This is a genomic window from Bordetella hinzii LMG 13501, assembly GCF_001548475.1.
GTDB lineage: Bacteria > Pseudomonadota > Gammaproteobacteria > Burkholderiales > Burkholderiaceae_B > Bordetella > Bordetella hinzii.
In genome coordinates this window covers 11,302-26,940 of sequence record NZ_LRUJ01000019.1, presented here as the reverse complement: position 1 = coordinate 26,940, position 15,639 = coordinate 11,302, and the positions used below count along the sequence as shown (strand labels likewise).

Here is a 15,639-nt window from a genome sequence, read left to right as displayed (position 1 = left end):
CGACAATCTATTTTTTTTCAGGTCCCCACGCGCAGCGGGGCGGTGAGCTTGCGCAGCGCGGCAACGACGCTCTGGGCGGTGATCCGGCCCGTCTTGGGGTTCTCAGAAGGGATGTTCTGGATTTCCATGGAGAAACTGGCCGCGTCCGAGTCCACTTCGACGCGGTGCACATTGCGGGTAACGCCGGGATCGGCCCAGATCTCCAGGGTGGTCCGGTCCGCGCCGATGCCAGCCAGCGAGACGCTGACCGCGACGTTGAGATTGGCCGGAAAGCCCACGGCCGCGTCGCGCGGCGAGCCCCGGAATACCAGCGTGGGTTCGGTGATGCCGGCCAGGTCGATGCGATGGGTTTCCAGATAGGGGGCGCCGGCCAGGCCGCGCGGCGGCTTGCGGGTGATCATGGTGACCGAATGGATCTTGCCTTCGGCGGCGGCGGTCAGGGCGTCCAGGCCCAGGATGGCGCCCGAAGGAATGATGATCTGCCCGCCATGCTCGCGGGCCAGGGCGATCAGGTCTTCATTGCGCAGCAGGGCGCCGGAGCTGAGCACCATCAGCTTCTTGCCGGCGCGAAGCACCGGCTCGGACAGCTCGCGGAAGACGGCGGCGGGCGCGGCCTCGACCACCAGATCGCAGCGGTCCGCCAGCCCGGCCAGGTCCGTGAAGACCGGCGCGGCGCCCTGCCAGCTCCGGCCGGCATGGCGCTGCGGATCGCGCACGGCGATGGCGGCGAGCTTCAGCCCGGGCAGCCCATGGTCCAGGGTGTGGGCGACGGCTTGGCCGATGGCGCCGAATCCGGCGATTCCGACTTTCAGGGCAGGCATGACGATCCTCTATGGGCGATGAAACAGCCGGGGAAGAATACTAGATCGCAGGCGCCGCGTGGGCTTCAGGCGGCCGGCGGCGCCAGTTCGCGCAGCAGGGCGATGGCATGGCGGGCGGCAGTGGAGCGTTCATGGCGCCGGTAGGCCATGTCCAGCAGGGCGCGCGGCGCATCGCCGCGTATGGGCCGGTATTCGATGCCTTCGGCCCCCATATGGCGCATGGCGGCCGGGACAATGGAGATGCCCACGCCGGCGGCCACCAGGCTGATGATGGAAGCCATCTGCGGCGCTTCCTGGATGACGCGGGGCGTGAAGCCGGCGCGCAGGCAGGCCGACAGGATGGCATCGTACAGGCCGGCCCCGATGGGCCGCGGATACAGCACGAACGCTTCGTCGGCCAAGGCCTTCATGGGCACGCTGCGCCTGCGGCACAGGGCATGTCCTGGCGGCAGGGCGACCAGCATGGGTTCGTCCATGACGCGCTCGGAGGCGCACGCCGGGTCCAGCGCATACGGCGGGCGCACGAAGGCCACATCCACTTCGCCCAGGCGCAAAGCCTGCAGCAGCGCGCGCGATGTGCTTTCGGACAGCGACAGCTGGACGCCGGGATAGCGGTCACGATAGGCGCGGATGGCGCGCGGAAGATAGGGATGGAAGACGGCCGAAGCCGTAAAGCCCACGCTGACCGAGCCGCGTTCGCCCCGGCCCAGGCGGCGCGCGGTTTCCACGGCGCGGTCGGCGGCAGCCAGGATGTCGCGGGCGTCTTCCAGAAAGCGGGCGCCGGCCTCCGTCAGCTCCACGCCGCGTGGCAGGCGCAGCAGCAGGGGTGTGCCGATCTCGCGTTCGAGCTGCTGGATCTGCAGGCTCAGGGGCGGCTGGCCGATGCCCAGCCGCTGGGCCGCCCGCGTGAAGTGCAGGGCCTCGGCGACGGCCACGAAATAGCGCAGATGCCGCAGTTCCATACTTTTTAGAAATGACAAATCACAGTTTCATATATTGGACAAATGTACACGGAAAGTCTACCGTTGAAGACAAGGCCAGCCAGGCCTGCGTTTTTCGAGATTTCCGCCATGTCCGCCCCTCAACCTCCCGCCACGTCCACGCCCGCGCCCGCCGCGGACGAGGGACAGGGATATCTGCGCCGGGGCACCCCGGCGCTGCGCCGCGCCCAGTGGGCCCTGTTCGCCGCCGGCTTCGCCACCTTTTCCCTGCTGTATTGTGTCCAGCCGCTGATGCCGCTGTTTACCCACAATTTCGCGATATCGCCCGCGCAGAGCAGCCTGTCGCTGTCGCTGTCCACGGGGATGCTGGCGCTGGCTATTTTCCTCGTCGGTCTGTGGTCGCAGGCCTTGCCGCGCAAGCGGGTGATGGCGGCCTCGCTGATGGCTTCGGCCGTGCTCGGCACCCTGGCCGCCTTTGCTCCGGACTGGACCAGCCTGCTGGCGCTGCGTACTTTGCAGGGCTTGGCCATGGGCGGGGTGCCCGCCGTGGCCATGGCCTATCTGGCCGAGGAGGTCGAGCCCGGGACGCTGGGTTTCGCCATGGGCCTCTATATCAGCGGCAGCGCCTTCGGCGGCTTGACCGGCCGGGTCATCACCGGCCTAGTTTCGGACTTCTTCGGCTGGCGCGCGGCGCTGGGCGCGCTGGGCCTGCTGGGCTTGGTCGCCGCCTTGCTATTCACCTGGCTGCTGCCGGCTTCGCGCCGCTTTTCGCCCAAGCGCGGCAACGGCTGGCGCGAGGCCCGCAAGGGGCTGTCCACGCATATGCGCAACGGCCCGCTGGTCAGCCTGTTCCTGCTGGGCGGTCTGCTGATGGGCGCTTTCGTCACGGTCTATAACTACGTCGGTTTCCGGCTGCTGCAAGCGCCTTTTTCGCTCAGCCAGACTTTCATCGGCGGGATTTTCCTGGTCTATCTGGTGGGCATTTTCGCCTCGACCTTTTTCGGACGCCTGGCCGACCGGCATGGCCGCGGGCCCATGCTGGTGCTGGGCACCGTGCTCACGCTGAGCGGCTTGCTCTTGACGCTGTCCGACCACCTGGCGGTGCTGGTCGCCGGCATCGTGGTCTTCACCTTCGGGTTCTTTGCCTCGCATGCCGTGGCCAGCGGCTGGGTGGGCCAGATGGCGCGCGGCTACAAGGCTCAGGCCGCTTCGCTGTATCTGTTGGTCTATTACCTGGGCTCCAGCGTGCTGGGCTCGGTGGGCGGCAAGAGCTGGGCGCTGGCTGGCTGGGTCGGTGTGGCGGAGTTGACCGGGGCGTTTCTCATCCTGGCCCTCGGGGTCAGCGCCACATTGGCCTTGCGGGCGGCGCGGCGGGAACAGGCGGGACTGGCCCCCGGGCGCGAGCCGCAAGTTTGAGCGCGGCGCGCGTTTCGGAGGCGGCGGGAGCGGCGCTCAGCCGGCGCCCTTGAGGATGGCGTAGAGCTGGTCCTTGATGTGGAGTTTTTCTTTTTTGAGTTTTTCGATCTCTAACGTGGTCGCGGTTTCTCTCCCGGCTTCCATGTTCTGGATCTGCTGATCAAGCTGATTGTGCTTGTCGAACAACTTCGCGAAATGCGGATTGTCGGTCTTGAGTCGGGAAATCTGATCGCGAAACTCAGGGAACATAACGGGACCTCCGTGGTGAGGATGCCACGCCCAGCTGGTCCGCGACCCGCGAGAGCGCGCAAGGAAAGACTGCCGGTGTCCTTGATATGAACCCAGTATAGCGGTCGGGGCGGGGGCGTCAATTGGCCGCCGCAGGCCGCCGCGGCAAAGCCCCGGGTGGGTCCCCATGGGCGGGCGCGGCGCCTTTGCCGGGAGCGTCACGCCCGCCCACGGCCTTCAGCGCTTCGGCCCCCCCATGACCAGGGCCAGGCCGCCGAGGATGGCGGCCATGCCACCCAGGGCCAGCAGCGGCAGCGGATTGCCCAGCAGCAGGTAATCCAGCAAGGCCGTGCCGGCGGGCACCAGGTAGAAGAGGCTGGTCACATTGACCAGGTCGCCGCCCTGGATCAGGTGATAGAAGAGCAGGGTGGCGCCCACGGAGATGACCAGGCCCAGCCAGAGCAGAAGCGCCAGCAGCGGCCAGCCAGGGGTCAGGTCCAGCGGCTGCGAGGGCGCGATCAGCAGGCATAGCACGAGGCTGGCCGCGTACTGCAGCGGCATCACGTCCAGCGGCGCCTGGGCCGAGCGTTTCTGCATGATGGCCCCGGCTGTCATGCACAGCAGCGAGCCCAGCGCGAAGGCCATGCCCAGCCAGCCCAGCCCTTCCAGGTGGATGCCTTGCCATACCACCAGCACCAGGCCGGCCAGCGCCAGGGCCAGGCCCGCCAGGCGGCGGCCATGGAAGCGGCGTTCCGTCCAGAGCAGGGTCAGGATGGGCTGTATGCCCAAGACCGTGGCCAGCACGCCAGGCGCCACGCCATGGGCCAGCGCCAGCAGATAGCACACGGTATAGCCACCCAGGATGAGCAGGCCGATGCCTATGGTCGTGATCCGGCTGCCCGGGGCGGGCAAGAAGCGGCCGCGCCGCGCCGCCAGCAGACAGAGCACGGCGAAGGCCAGTCCCAGGCGCATGAGCAGGAAGGCGAAGGGGGTGGCGTAGAGCAGCGAAAGCTTGGCGGTGATGGCGCCGCTGCTCCAGAGCAGAACAAACAAAGACGTGGATCCATGGGAGATCCAGGATGATTTTTGCATCGGAAAAATCCTGTCGAAAGACGCAACAGCCCCCGGGGCGCGAAAAAAAGCGCCGGCGGTAAAGCGGGGGAGTGAAGAGGCTTAGCGGCGGTTTGACGGCCCTTGCGGGACAGCAACGACCCCGGCGGCCGGCGGAGAGGCCGGCGGCGAGTCGACAGGCGGAGGTGCCGTCCGCGCGCGCGCCAATGCCACGGCCTCAAGAGGCGGGCTGACGGGCGGATGATGCGAGAACGGCATGGATGAGAAACCTGGAAGACGCGGATTGGACAACCCGCAGTGAACGCATCTTACGTTGGCGGCCGCGAGGGCGTCAATGGCCACTCACCAGTGCTGAAGCTCCTGCGGGCCGCGCAGTGTCCACAGTTCCGGCGCGCATTCGGCTTCCCAGCCGCTGGCCGCGGCCAGGATCTGCAATTCTTCGGCCAGGATGGGCTCGGGCTGGCCGGGCCACGCCGGCGCGGCCGATTGCCCGCCGGGAGCGGCGGTCCACACATTGGCCGAGGGAGCGCGCACCTGCAGTTCCTCGCCGTCGGCCAAGGTGTCCAGCAGACAGAACAGCCAGGCGAGAATGATGTAGCGCGAGGAAAACAGGCGCAGGTCGGGCACGATGGTGAATTGCGGCAGCGCGACATGCTTGCCGGTGGCCAGCAGGCGCGCGGCCACGATGCGGCTGCAGTCCTCGAACAGCACGCCCGCGTCACCATGGCGCTCGCGGTCGACCAGCCAGTCGTCCAGGCCGCGCAGGCTGGCCACGCCCTCGTCGAGCAGGCTCTGCACCTCATCGACCAGGCGTTCGTGGCGCGCGCCGTTATCGCCATCGGGTGGCTGATGCAGCATGGCCGAGGCCAGACCTGCATTGGAGATGGGGCCGATGACATCGTGGCGCAGCACCGGAAATATATGCGCCAACACTTTGAACCGTACTCCCTGAGCCTGGAGATCCAGCCTGGAATCAGTCATTGCCTGATAACGCCTTTCTGAGAATGCCCCGGCGGACCGCGAGGTCCGCTGAAGCATTATGGCAAAGAATGTCTTTTGCGGGACAATGCATTAATAGTGTCGTATTAACCAGGAATTGCAGATGTCACAGGTCGCCGACCTCCAGGATCCCCGCCCCGTGCCGCCCGAGGCGCCTGGCCCCAACGAATGCTGCCAGAGCGGCTGTATCCCCTGCGTCTATGACCTCTATGACGAAGCCATGGCGAATTACCGCGAGGCCCTGAAAGCCTGGCTGGCCCGGCATCCCGAGGCCAGCGGGCAGGGCGACCGCTAAGGGGCGACGCGCTTGAGGATGTAGTGCTCGGCCAGCGGGCCGGTGACGGGCTGGCCATCGGCATCGAGCATGAACAAGCGGTCTTCGCCCACGCGCCAGCGGCTGCCTTGGCCCTCGAGTTCGATGCTGCCGTCGCCCGGCAGCCAATGAAAGCGGCCGCGCACGATATCGGGCCTGGCCTGGCGGTCCTGGTACAGCTGGCTCAGCTCATAGCTGCCGTCCGCGCCGAGCGTGAGCTGGATGCCGATGCCAGGGCAGTCGGCGCAGGGCAGTACGCCGGCATAGCTGCCTGGCCAGTCCAGCGCCTGGCGCGAGGTATGCGTATCGGGCGCGGCTGCCGGCTTTTGCGCGGGCGCCGCGCAGGCCGACAACAGGAGGGCGGCGGCCAGCGGCGGAAGAAACTTGAACATGGCGTCATCTCCAGACAGCGAGTGAGTCCACACGGTAGCGGTTAAGCGAGTACGACCATGCACCGTCTGGTAACGCGATGTGTCCTCGCGTCCTTGCCGCGGCCGCTAAGCGGCGATCTCGCGCCAGGCGGCGGCCGCGGACAAGACCGTGTGCATGTGCACGGTGTGCGCGAACACATAGTCGGCGCCATACACGGTTTCGTCGGGGAACTCCGCGGTCAAGGCCAGGCTGGCCAGCTCGCGGGTGCTTTCTCCGAGCAGCACCGGCACACCGTTGAATACTGGCCAGTCTTCCGTGGCGGCGTAGGCCGCGCGCCGCGCTTGCTGCGCGGCATTGAAATCCGCCAGGTCCGGCATGGCGAGCGCCAGTCGGGCGGTGGCCGCCTGCGCCAGCCGCCGGGCCTGCTCTTCCCATCCCGGGTGATAGCGCAGGATGAGGAAAAAGCCTTTGGGCAAGGTCCAGGATTCAAATCCGCGCGGCAGGTAACCCGACAGCGGCCGGGTCCATTCGTGCGAGGGATAGCCATGCAGATTGATGTGCAGCCGGGCGCCGCTTTGGACCAGCGCCTGATGCCGGGCCAGGCTTTCGGCGGCGGGCGGGCCTTCGCGGTAGGCCACGTCATCGCCCAGCGCGCTGTAGCGCGCGGCATGATGCATATGGTTGGGATGGATGGCGCGCAGCGCTTCGAAAAGCGCATAGCCATCGGGGTTTTCGACCGGGATCAGGGCGAATGGGCCCTGGCCGAGCAATTGGCCGGCGGCGCGCAACGCGCCCACCACGCCCGAGGTTTCATTGGCATGCTGGGCCGCGGAAATCAGCACCGGCGCGGCGGGCAGCGCGCTCGGACAGTAGTGCCACAGGATGCGCCGTCCTTGGCGCGTGGGCGCCTCGTTTGCCTGGCCGCCCAGGGCGGCCAGGCTGTGGGCGACTTCGTCCAGTGTCAGCGGATGGCCGCGCGTGGCCAGCGCCGCGGCCCGAGGTGTGAGCGGCGCGACAGGCGCGAAGGATTCGGTGGCGATGATGAGCCGGGGCACTGTGCCGTGCCGTACGTCGGGTACGATCTGGCCCGGGCGCAGCCCGCGGTCGCCCAGCGGCCGGCCCGAATGGCGCTGGAAGAATTCCAGCGCCGAAAAATACAGGTCTTCATGCAGCGCTTCGCAGCTGCTGGCGGTTTCGCCGCCGGGCAGCGGTGTTTCCAGCGGCGGGATGTCCACACGCAGGCTCAGGCGCTCGAAATAAGGTTCGGCCTGGCCCCAGGGATGGGCAGCCAAGGTGTCCATGGCGGCATCGAAGATCTGCCGGTATTCGGCGCGCTCGGCCTGGTCCAGCAGGCAGGCTCCGTCCGGACCGGCCAGGCGCAGCCAGGCGCTGGGCGATAGCGCGGCCAGGCCCTGGCGGTCGCGGCTCCAGGTGTTGGGCGCCTCGATGCGGCAAGTCTGGACGGCGCCCGAGCGGCGGTGCAATACCGCGGTGTAGACGGCGGGCCCGTCCTGCGGCGCTTGCGGCAGGAAGCGCACGCCGGGCAGCAGATCGGCCAGCGGATAGGCTTCCAGCAGAAAGCGGTCCGGCGCCACGCCGGCCAGGACCGGATAGCGGATTTCGGCCCGGATCACATCCTGCGCCTTGATGTCTTCCAGGAAGGCGTGCACCAGCGGCTTGTAGGCCGATCGTATCCGGGCCGTGACGCCGGCCTCGGCCAGGGCGGCTTCGAGCTGCCGCCGCGCGGCCAGGCCTTCGAACAGCCAACCTTCGAGGCGGCACCCCTGCCATCGGGGCCGGGCATAGCGCTCCAGCCAGGTGTCGGCCAGGCGCGCGAACGTGGTTTCCAGCAAGATCACGATACAGGTCCGAAAACGGATGCGGAAGACACAGCTTACTGTGTCCGGGTGCGGCCGCGTTATCGCTCTGTTGCGAATGTTGCGGCTTGGAAGCGTTTGGCGGGGCTACCATACAGGCGCGCCGACCGCTGGCGCATCCTATGCGGAGGTCTCATGAAACATACCCGTTCACTGCTCGCGCTGGCCGTCTTTTGCCTGGCTGGCGCCGCGCACGGTCAATCCGGCACCCAGGAAATGCAGTTTCCGGGCGCCCAGCCCAAATCCTCGGCCAATTGGTCGCCGCCGGCCACGCTGCGCATGACGGTGGAGCCGTCGGCGCCGGCAGCCGCGCCCATCCACGACACGCCCGAAAGCATTGCCGAGTACCAGCGTTGCCGCACGGTGTCGGATCGCGCCGCCGTCACCAACGAACAGCGCACCGCCGGCGTGGCCGCCTGCCTGAAGGAACTGCAGGACCGCCGCCAGCCACGCTGACGTTCCGCATGACCTTATGAGAAATCGAGATAATCCGCCGGCGCATTCTCGGCAACACTGCAGGCCATTGCATGCAAGGCCGGCGCGCCGATGGATTCCTCGACATATACCTTTGACCTGAGCCTGTTGCGCAGCTTCGTGGCGGTGGTGGATCACGGCTCTTTTGCCCGGGCCGGGCAGGCCCTGGGCTATACGCAGGCGGCGGTGTCGCAGCAGATGCAGCGCCTGGAGGCGCAGATCGGCCTGCCGTTGTTCCGCAGACAGGGGCGCAACAAACACCTGACCGACAGCGGCATGCAGTTGCTGCGCTATGCCCGCGAGATGATTCTGCTCAACGATGACGCGGCGCGCGCGCTGACCGACATTCGCCTGAGCGGCATCCTGCGCCTGGGCGCGCCGCCCGATGTGGCCGAGACCCTGCTGCCCGCCATCCTGGGCCAGATCGCGCGGTCCGCGCCGCAGCTGCGCCTGGAGATCGATGTGGGGCGCAGCCCCTACCTCATGCAGGCGCTGGAGCGCGGTGACATCGACATGACGATTTCCACCCGCCGCCAGGAGGGCCTGCAAGGCCTGCTGCTGCGCACCACGCCTACCGTATGGATCAGCGCCACGCAGTTCGCGCCGGTGCGCGGCCATCCCCTGCCTCTCATCCTGATCGACGAGCCGAGCATCTTCCGCCGCCTTGCCATCGATGCGCTGGATCGCGCCAAGATCCCGTGGCGGCTGGCCTATCGCGCCTCCAACCTGACCGGGGTCAAGGCGGCTATCCGCGCCAATCTGGGCGTGACGGCGCGCACCATGGACCTGTTGGGGCCGGATATGCGGGTGCTGGGCGAGGGACTGCCCCGGCTCGCCGATCTGCCTTACTACCTCTGGATGCGTCCGGGCGCGGCCAATCCGGCGGCGCGGCAGGCCTTCGAGCTGCTGCAGCGATCGGGGCAGTACACCCCTGTCCTGGCCGCCGCGGGATAAGCCCCCGGAAGGAACAGATAAGATCTTCTTATGTATGCGGACAGCGGGTGCCATCGTCACGGACCGGTAAAAACCCCGCCGATTCATGGGATTGCGCGCGACGGCGGGCCGGGCGGCCAGGGCCGCATCCGCAAATTCTCATAAAGATATGGGGGCTTTGTATTTCAGCCCGGCCGCCCGCGCTGGCCACAATGCGGCCTTTCCCAATCAGGCAAGGCAGCACACGACATGGCTCTTCCCGATCTTCCGGACCCTGCGGCGGGCCCGGCCGATATTCCCGGCAGTCCCTTGCACGAGGTCTTGCGCCAGCCCTTGCTGCTGGGCCTGTTCCTCCCCATCCAGAGCGGCGGCTGGAGCCCATCGACCCTGCCGCGCGGCACCGATTGGACGTTTGAGTACAACGCGGCGTTGACCGAACGCGCCGAGGCCCTGGGCTTCGACCTGGTTTTCGGGCTGGCGCAATGGCTGGGCAAGGGCGGGCATGGCGGCCGCATGCAGTACCGCGAGAACTCGCTCGATCCTTTCGTGACCACCGCCGCCCTGGGCGCGCGCACGCGGCGCATCCTGCTCATTTCCACCATCCAGATCCTGTACGGCCCTTGGCATCCGCTGCACCTGGCCAAGTTCGGCGCCACGCTGGATCACATCACCGGCGGACGCTGGGGCCTGAACATGGTGACAGGCAATCTGCGTTCGCAGGCGCTGATGTTCGGCCGCGACCAGATCGAGCACGATCTGCGCTATGAGATGGCCGATGAGTTCACGCGCATCCTGCGCGGACTCTGGCGCAGCGAGGAAAACCTGTCTTTCGCGGGGCGGTTCTGGTCGGGCCAGGACAGCTATGTGTCGCCCCGCCCGCGCTACGGCCGTCCCATCCTGGTCAACGCCACCGGCTCGCCGGCCGGCATGGACTATGCCGCGCGCCACTCTGACCTGGTCTTCATCACCAGCCCGGCCGGCGCGCAGATCGAGGCCGCCCTGCAGGCCTTGCCCGCGCATGTGGAGCGCTTGCGCCAGGCCGCAGGCAAGGCGGGCCGCGAGCTGCGCACCCTGATCAACCCCATGATCATCTGCCGGCCCACCGAGCGCGAAGCCTGGGCCTACCACGACGCCATCGTGGCCGCGCAGGACGCCGCCGCCGTGGATGCCTTCCAGGCCTCGTCGCGCGCGCGCGACAGCCAGTCCTGGGGCGGGCATCAGCGCGACCAGCGCGCCGTGGGCGGCAATATCCAGCTGGTGGGCAGCCCGCAGCAGATCGCCGATTACCTGCTGCGTCTGAAGCAGGCTGGCTGCGACGGCGTGCAGATCTCCTTCTATGACTTCGCGCCCGACCTGGAGTATTTCGGCCAGGCGGTCCTGCCCCTGCTCAAGCAGGCGGGCCTGCGCCTCTGAGGGGATGGGCTTGCTGTCGATACGCTATCTCCTGGGCCGGGTCGTGCAGGTGCTGCCGGTGACCTTCCTGGTCATCGTGATGAACTTCCTGCTCATGAAGTTCATGCCCGGCGACCTGGCCGACATCATCGCGGGCGAGGCCGGCGCGGCCACGCCGGCGTTCATGGCGCAGCTGCGCGGGCAGTTCGGCGACGACCTGCCGCTGGCCCGGCAGTTCCTGGCCTATGTGGGCAAGATGCTGACGCTGGACCTGGGCTGGTCCTTTCGCTACAACACCTCCGTATTGCAGCTGATCGCCGAACGCATTCCGGCCACCTTGCTGCTCATGGTCTCCGCGCTGGTGATATCGGCCGTGCTGGGCGCCTGGCTGGGCACGGTCAGCGCGGTCACGCGGCGGCGCTGGGCGGACCAGGTGATTTCCGCCGTGGCGGCGCTGGGACTGGCCTTGCCGCTGTTCTGGCTGGGCCTGATGGGCGTGGTGCTGTTTTCCGTCTATCTGGGCTGGGTGCCGTCCAGCGGCATGCGCGACGTGGCCAGGACGGCCAGCGGCTGGGCCGCCTTGTGGGATCTTCTGCGCCATCTGGCCCTGCCCGTGGGCTGCCTCTGCCTGCACTACACCGCCATCTACATCCGGCTGATGCGCGAGTCGGTGCGTGACCACGCCCTGCTGGACCATGTGCGCACCGCGCGGGCCAAGGGGGCGTCGCGCCGGCGCCTGGTGTGGCGCCACATCTTCCCTAATGCGCTGCTGCCGCTGGTCACCATGACGGGCCTGCAGTTCGGCGCCTTGTTGAGCGGTTCGGTGACGGTGGAGACGGTCTTCGCCTGGCCGGGCCTGGGGCAGCTGGCCCTGGCCGCCGTGACCTCGCGCGACGTGAACCTGCTGTTGGGCATTTTGTTCATCGGCTCGCTGTTCGTGGTGGCCGTCAATCTGCTCACGGATCTGCTCTACGCCGTGCTGGACCCGCGCATCGAGGTGCAGGCATGACGTGGTCGCGGCATCGGAGCCTGTGGCTGGGCCTGGCCGGCCTGGCCCTCATTGTCCTGGCGGCCATGCTCGCCGCGCCGCTGTCTTCCGAAGACCCGCAGGCCATCGTGGCACGCCCCTATCTGTGGCCGGGCGCCGACCCGGCGCATTGGCTGGGCACCGACACCCTGGGACGCGACATCTGGAGCGAGCTGCTGCATGGAGCGCGGATCTCGCTGCGCATCGGCCTGCAGGCCGGGGTGCTCGCCGCGATGGCGGGTTTGGCGGTCGGATGCGCGGCGGGCTATTTCGGCGGCTGGCTGGACAATCTGCTCATGCGGCTGGCCGAGCTTTTCCAGGTGATGCCGGCGCTGTTGTTCACCATCGTCGTGGTCACCATTTTCCAGCCTTCGGTGGCGAGCATCGCGCTGGCCATCGCGCTGACCAGCTGGCCCAATGCGGCGCGGCTGGCGCGCGGCGAAGCCTTGAAACTGCGGCGCTCGGAATTCGTGCAGGCCGCCGTGGTGATGGGCATGGGCCATGTCCGCATCCTCTTTGTCCATGTCCTGCCCAATGCCCTGTCGCCCGTGCTGGCCCTGCTGTCGCTGCTGGCCGGCCAGGCCATCCTGACCGAGGCCGCGCTGGCCTTCCTGGGGCTGGGTGATCCCAACAGCATGTCCTGGGGCGCCATGATCGCCACCGGACGGGACGTCCTGCGCACGGCCTGGTATATGACGGCCCTGCCCGGGCTGGCCATCTTTCTGGCGGTGTTGTCGCTCAACCTGCTGGGCAGCGGCCTGAACGACTTCCTGAACCAACGCCGTGGAGAACTGCAATGAGCCTGCTGGACGTCGATGGCTTGGACGTGGATTACGGCCCGCACCGCGCCGTGCGCGACCTCTCCTTCCAGCTGGAGCCGGACGAGACGCTGGCCTTGGTGGGGGAGTCGGGTTGCGGCAAGTCGACCACCGGCCTGGCCTTGCTGGGTCTTCTGCCGGCCGCGGCCAAGGTGCGCGCGCGCCGGCTGAGGTTTGCGGGCCGGGATCTGCTGAGCCTGGACGAACGCGGCCGGCGCGCCCTGCGCGGCGGCGGCATCGGCCTAGTGTTCCAGGATGCACTGTCGGCGCTCAATCCCATCATGCGCGTGGGCGAGCAGGTCGCCGAGGCCGTGCGCCTGCATCATAGGTGCAGCCGCGCGCAGGCGGCCGAACGGGCGCTGGCCTTGCTGCGCCAGCTGCGCATCCCCGAGCCCCAGCGGCGGATGCGCGAGTATCCCCACCAGCTCTCGGGCGGCATGCGACAGCGCATTGTCATCGCCATCGCGCTGGCCGGCGAGCCCGCGCTCCTGATCGCCGATGAGCCGACGACGGCGCTGGATGTCACCATCCAGGCGCAGATCCTGGCGCTGTTGCGCGAGCTGCAGCGCGAACTGGGCATGGCCTTGCTGCTTATCACGCATGACCTGGGCGTGGTGGCCGAGATGGCCGACCGCGTGCTGGTCATGCGCGAGGGGCAGGCGGTCGAAGCGCGCCCGGCCGGCGAACTGTTCGCCGCGCCCGCTCATCCCTATACCCGGCTGTTGCTGGCCTCGCGGCCCGGCCACGTCACGATGGAGCGCGCCGCATGACTGACAGCCTGCTGGAACTGCGCGACCTGCATCTGCGCTACCGCACGCGCCGCGGCCCGCTTTCGGCGGTCGATGGCGTGAGCCTGACGGTGGGGGCGGGCGAGACCGTGGCGCTGATCGGAGAGTCGGGCTGCGGCAAGACCTCGCTGGGCAAGGCCGTGGTGCGCCTGAACAATGTGAGCCAGGGCGAGATCCGCTTCAAGGGACAGGACCTGGCCCGCCTGCAGGGCCGGGCCCTGCGTCCTTACCGCGCCGATATCCAGATGATTTTCCAGGACACCCTGGCGGCGCTCGATCCCAGGCACAAGGCCGCGCACAGCGTGGAGATGCCGCTGCGGGTCCAGGGTGTGCCGAGCGCCGAACGCCGGCGGCGGGTCGAGGCGTTGTTCGGGCAGGTGGGCCTGTCGTGGGCCCTGCGCGACCGCCTGCCGCACCAGCTGTCGGGCGGGCAGCGCCAGCGCCTGAATATCGCGCGCGCCTTGGCGACGCGGCCGGCCCTGGTGGTCTGCGACGAGCCCGTGTCCGCGCTGGATGTGACGCTGCAGACGCAGATCCTGGACCTGCTGCACGGATTGCAGCAATCGCTGGGCGTGGCCTATCTCTTCATCAGCCACGATCTGTCGGTTGTCTCGGCCGTGGCCGACCGGGTGGCCGTGATGTACCTGGGCCGCATCGTCGAGATCCTGCCGGGCGCGCAGCTGGGCCGCCTGGCGGCCCATCCGTATACGCGATTGCTGCTGGAGAGCATCCCCGGGCAGACCCCGGCGCACCGCAAACTGGCCGGCCTGGCCGCCGATGCGGTAGAGCTGCCCAGCCCCTATGCGCTGCCGCCGGGCTGCCGCTTCCAGTCGCGCTGCCCGCGCGCCGCCGCGCTGTGCCGCCAGGTCGAGCCCGCCCTGGCGCCCGCCGCGCCCGGGCAGGCCGTGGCCTGTCATTACCCCATTCATTTTCAGCCGGAATCCGCATCATGGCCCTTGTCCCGCAGCGCGAGCTGATCACGCCCCAAACCCTACTGGAACGCGCCGAGGGGCTGGCAGACGAGCTGGCCGCCGAATCGGCCGCGCGCGATGCGCAGCGCCTGCTGCCTGTCGACGCCTTTGCGCGTATCCGTGCCCTGCGCCTGGGTTTGCTGCGCCTGCCCCGGGAGTGGGGCGGGGCGGGCGGCGGCGTGACCGACATGGCGCGCCTGGCGATCGCGCTGGCGCGCGGCGACAGCAATGTGGCCCAGGCCTTCCTGGGTCATTTCGTGGTGCTGGAGCGCGTGCGGCTGATGGGAACCCCCGGCCAGCATGCGCGCTATCTGGCCCTGGCCGGCCAGGGCGTCCTGTTCGGCGCAGCCGCGGCCGAACGCGGCAGTGGGGTGCGCGGCGAACTCAAGACCCGGCTGCGGCGCGCCGGCGCTCATTGGGTCCTCGACGGCATCAAGCATTACAGCACCGGCGCCTGGTTCGCCGATGTGCTGAAGATCCGGGCACTGGACGAGGATGGGCAGCTGGTGGCCGCCCTGGTGCCGGCCGACCGGGCGGGCGTGGAGCGCATCGACGATTGGGATGGCATGGGCCAGCGCTGCACCGCCAGCGGTACGACCGTGTTGCGCGCGGTCCGGATCGAGCCGCAGGAAGTGCTGTCCATGCAGCCCTGGAAGGGCCGGCGGCATCATACCGGCGCCCTGGCGCAGATCTTTCATTGCGCCATCGAGGTGGGCATAGGCCTGGCCGTGCTGCGCGATGCCGTGGACTGGGGGCGGCGCGGCATCCGCCCCGTGCCCGAAAGCGGCGTGGCGCGGGCCCAGGATGATCCCTATGTGCTGCACACCATCGGCGACATCGCGGCCCAGGTCCATGCCGCGCGCGCCCTCGTGCTGGAAGCCGCCGGCCGCATCGACCAGGCCGCCCAGGCCCGGTTCGATGGCGCCGGGGACATCGAGGCCCTGGCCGTGCAGGCCTCCGTGGCCACGGCGCAGGCCAAGATCGTCGCCACCCAGGCGGCGCTGCGCGCGGCTCAGCTGCTGTTCGATGTGGGCGGCGCGGCCACCACCTTGCGCGCGCACAACTATGACCGCCACTGGCGCAATGCCCGCACGCACACCGTTCATGATCCCGTGGCCTACAAGTTCAAGGCCGTGGGCAACTACTTCCTCAATGGCGAAGCGCCGCCCTTGACCTTCTCCTACTGAGCGCCAACGAT

General features: G+C 68.5%; 17 protein-coding genes. 10 read left to right on the top strand and 7 right to left on the bottom strand.

Annotated elements, in window-relative coordinates; genetic code table 11:
• Nucleotides 1-17: 17 nt before the first annotated feature.
• On the bottom strand, nt 18-821 hold the full coding sequence (locus AXA74_RS13690) for an aspartate dehydrogenase (protein ID WP_029579418.1): 804 nt from the start codon (nt 819-821) through the stop codon (nt 18-20).
• 65 nt (nt 822-886) lie between these two features.
• Nucleotides 887-1,783 carry a LysR family transcriptional regulator gene (locus tag AXA74_RS13685; protein ID WP_029579419.1) on the bottom strand — a complete coding sequence of 299 codons (897 nt, stop codon included), beginning with the start codon at nt 1,781-1,783 and terminating at the stop codon, nt 887-889.
• Nucleotides 1,784-1,891: 108 nt separating this feature from the next.
• On the opposite strand from AXA74_RS13685, the gene AXA74_RS13680 reads away from it, so the two are divergent.
• Nucleotides 1,892-3,178, top strand: coding sequence for an MFS transporter (locus AXA74_RS13680; RefSeq protein ID WP_032956300.1), 1,287 nt, complete (start codon nt 1,892-1,894; stop codon nt 3,176-3,178).
• 36 nt (nt 3,179-3,214) lie between these two features.
• Here the strand turns inward: AXA74_RS13680 and AXA74_RS13675 are convergent, their stop codons facing one another.
• From AXA74_RS13675 to AXA74_RS13665, 3 genes are all read right to left on the bottom strand, one after another.
• Nucleotides 3,215-3,427 (bottom strand): YdcH family protein, encoded by a 213-nt coding sequence (locus AXA74_RS13675; protein ID WP_029579421.1) that lies wholly within the window; start codon nt 3,425-3,427, stop codon nt 3,215-3,217.
• 216 nt (nt 3,428-3,643) lie between these two features.
• Nucleotides 3,644-4,498 carry a DMT family transporter gene (locus AXA74_RS13670; RefSeq protein WP_029579422.1) on the bottom strand — a complete coding sequence of 285 codons (855 nt, stop codon included), beginning with the start codon at nt 4,496-4,498 and terminating at the stop codon, nt 3,644-3,646.
• A 321-nt stretch (nt 4,499-4,819) separates the two neighbouring features.
• A complete protein-coding gene (locus tag AXA74_RS13665; RefSeq protein ID WP_223850507.1) occupies nt 4,820-5,410 on the bottom strand; it encodes a hypothetical protein in 591 nt (196 codons plus the stop codon).
• A 169-nt stretch (nt 5,411-5,579) separates the two neighbouring features.
• On the opposite strand from AXA74_RS13665, the gene AXA74_RS13660 reads away from it, so the two are divergent.
• Nucleotides 5,580-5,771 carry an oxidoreductase-like domain-containing protein gene (locus AXA74_RS13660; protein ID WP_029579424.1) on the top strand — a complete coding sequence of 64 codons (192 nt, stop codon included), beginning with the start codon at nt 5,580-5,582 and terminating at the stop codon, nt 5,769-5,771.
• On the opposite strand, the gene AXA74_RS13655 is transcribed toward AXA74_RS13660, so the two are convergent.
• Together AXA74_RS13655 and AXA74_RS13650 are read right to left on the bottom strand one after the other, a co-directional pair.
• Entirely contained in the window at nt 5,768-6,181 is a 414-nt protein-coding gene (locus tag AXA74_RS13655) for a copper resistance protein NlpE (RefSeq protein WP_029579425.1), read from the bottom strand. The genes AXA74_RS13660 and AXA74_RS13655 overlap by 4 nt on opposite strands.
• Nucleotides 6,182-6,286: 105 nt before the next feature.
• Nucleotides 6,287-8,020: a M14 family metallopeptidase gene (locus AXA74_RS13650; protein ID WP_051593929.1), complete on the bottom strand. Its 1,734-nt coding sequence runs from the start codon at nt 8,018-8,020 to the stop codon at nt 6,287-6,289.
• A gap of 153 nt (nt 8,021-8,173) precedes the next feature.
• Here AXA74_RS13650 and AXA74_RS13645 point away from each other — a divergent pair, with 153 nt between their 5' ends.
• From AXA74_RS13645 to AXA74_RS13610, 8 genes are all read left to right on the top strand, one after another.
• A complete protein-coding gene (locus AXA74_RS13645; RefSeq protein ID WP_029579427.1) occupies nt 8,174-8,494 on the top strand; it encodes a hypothetical protein in 321 nt (106 codons plus the stop codon).
• A 90-nt stretch (nt 8,495-8,584) separates the two neighbouring features.
• Nucleotides 8,585-9,466 carry a LysR substrate-binding domain-containing protein gene (locus AXA74_RS13640; protein ID WP_051593930.1) on the top strand — a complete coding sequence of 294 codons (882 nt, stop codon included), beginning with the start codon at nt 8,585-8,587 and terminating at the stop codon, nt 9,464-9,466.
• A gap of 228 nt (nt 9,467-9,694) precedes the next feature.
• The gene (locus tag AXA74_RS13635) at nt 9,695-10,858 is read left to right on the top strand and encodes an LLM class flavin-dependent oxidoreductase (protein ID WP_029579429.1); all 1,164 of its coding nucleotides are present in this window, start codon (nt 9,695-9,697) and stop codon (nt 10,856-10,858) included.
• A 10-nt stretch (nt 10,859-10,868) separates the two neighbouring features.
• Nucleotides 10,869-11,846 carry an ABC transporter permease gene (locus tag AXA74_RS13630; protein WP_230588819.1) on the top strand — a complete coding sequence of 326 codons (978 nt, stop codon included), beginning with the start codon at nt 10,869-10,871 and terminating at the stop codon, nt 11,844-11,846.
• The gene (locus AXA74_RS13625; protein WP_029579431.1) at nt 11,843-12,664 is read left to right on the top strand and encodes an ABC transporter permease; all 822 of its coding nucleotides are present in this window, start codon (nt 11,843-11,845) and stop codon (nt 12,662-12,664) included. The genes AXA74_RS13630 and AXA74_RS13625 overlap by 4 nt, the downstream gene beginning before the upstream one ends.
• On the top strand, nt 12,661-13,452 hold the full coding sequence (locus AXA74_RS13620) for an ABC transporter ATP-binding protein (RefSeq protein ID WP_051350505.1): 792 nt from the start codon (nt 12,661-12,663) through the stop codon (nt 13,450-13,452). Before AXA74_RS13625 ends, AXA74_RS13620 begins: the two co-directional genes overlap by 4 nt.
• Nucleotides 13,449-14,447, top strand: a complete 999-nt coding sequence (locus AXA74_RS13615; protein ID WP_029579432.1) for an oligopeptide/dipeptide ABC transporter ATP-binding protein — start codon at nt 13,449-13,451, stop codon at nt 14,445-14,447. Before AXA74_RS13620 ends, AXA74_RS13615 begins: the two co-directional genes overlap by 4 nt.
• Nucleotides 14,420-15,628 carry an acyl-CoA dehydrogenase family protein gene (locus AXA74_RS13610; RefSeq protein ID WP_029579433.1) on the top strand — a complete coding sequence of 403 codons (1,209 nt, stop codon included), beginning with the start codon at nt 14,420-14,422 and terminating at the stop codon, nt 15,626-15,628. Before AXA74_RS13615 ends, AXA74_RS13610 begins: the two co-directional genes overlap by 28 nt.
• The last annotated feature ends 11 nt before the right edge of the window (nt 15,629-15,639 follow it).

Coding starts and splice junctions, on each gene's coding strand:
- AXA74_RS13670 (WP_029579422.1), bottom strand. CDS start 4,498: ATGCAAAAATCATCCTGGATCTCCCATGGATCCACGTCTTTGTTTGTT.
- AXA74_RS13615 (WP_029579432.1), top strand. CDS start 13,449: ATGACTGACAGCCTGCTGGAACTGCGCGACCTGCATCTGCGCTACCGC.
- AXA74_RS13610 (WP_029579433.1), top strand. CDS start 14,420: ATGGCCCTTGTCCCGCAGCGCGAGCTGATCACGCCCCAAACCCTACTG.
- AXA74_RS13675 (WP_029579421.1), bottom strand. CDS start 3,427: ATGTTCCCTGAGTTTCGCGATCAGATTTCCCGACTCAAGACCGACAAT.
- AXA74_RS13680 (WP_032956300.1), top strand. CDS start 1,892: ATGTCCGCCCCTCAACCTCCCGCCACGTCCACGCCCGCGCCCGCCGCG.
- AXA74_RS13640 (WP_051593930.1), top strand. CDS start 8,585: ATGGATTCCTCGACATATACCTTTGACCTGAGCCTGTTGCGCAGCTTC.
- AXA74_RS13635 (WP_029579429.1), top strand. CDS start 9,695: ATGGCTCTTCCCGATCTTCCGGACCCTGCGGCGGGCCCGGCCGATATT.
- AXA74_RS13625 (WP_029579431.1), top strand. CDS start 11,843: ATGACGTGGTCGCGGCATCGGAGCCTGTGGCTGGGCCTGGCCGGCCTG.
- AXA74_RS13660 (WP_029579424.1), top strand. CDS start 5,580: ATGTCACAGGTCGCCGACCTCCAGGATCCCCGCCCCGTGCCGCCCGAG.
- AXA74_RS13685 (WP_029579419.1), bottom strand. CDS start 1,783: ATGGAACTGCGGCATCTGCGCTATTTCGTGGCCGTCGCCGAGGCCCTG.
- AXA74_RS13645 (WP_029579427.1), top strand. CDS start 8,174: ATGAAACATACCCGTTCACTGCTCGCGCTGGCCGTCTTTTGCCTGGCT.
- AXA74_RS13620 (WP_051350505.1), top strand. CDS start 12,661: ATGAGCCTGCTGGACGTCGATGGCTTGGACGTGGATTACGGCCCGCAC.
- AXA74_RS13655 (WP_029579425.1), bottom strand. CDS start 6,181: ATGTTCAAGTTTCTTCCGCCGCTGGCCGCCGCCCTCCTGTTGTCGGCC.
- AXA74_RS13690 (WP_029579418.1), bottom strand. CDS start 821: ATGCCTGCCCTGAAAGTCGGAATCGCCGGATTCGGCGCCATCGGCCAA.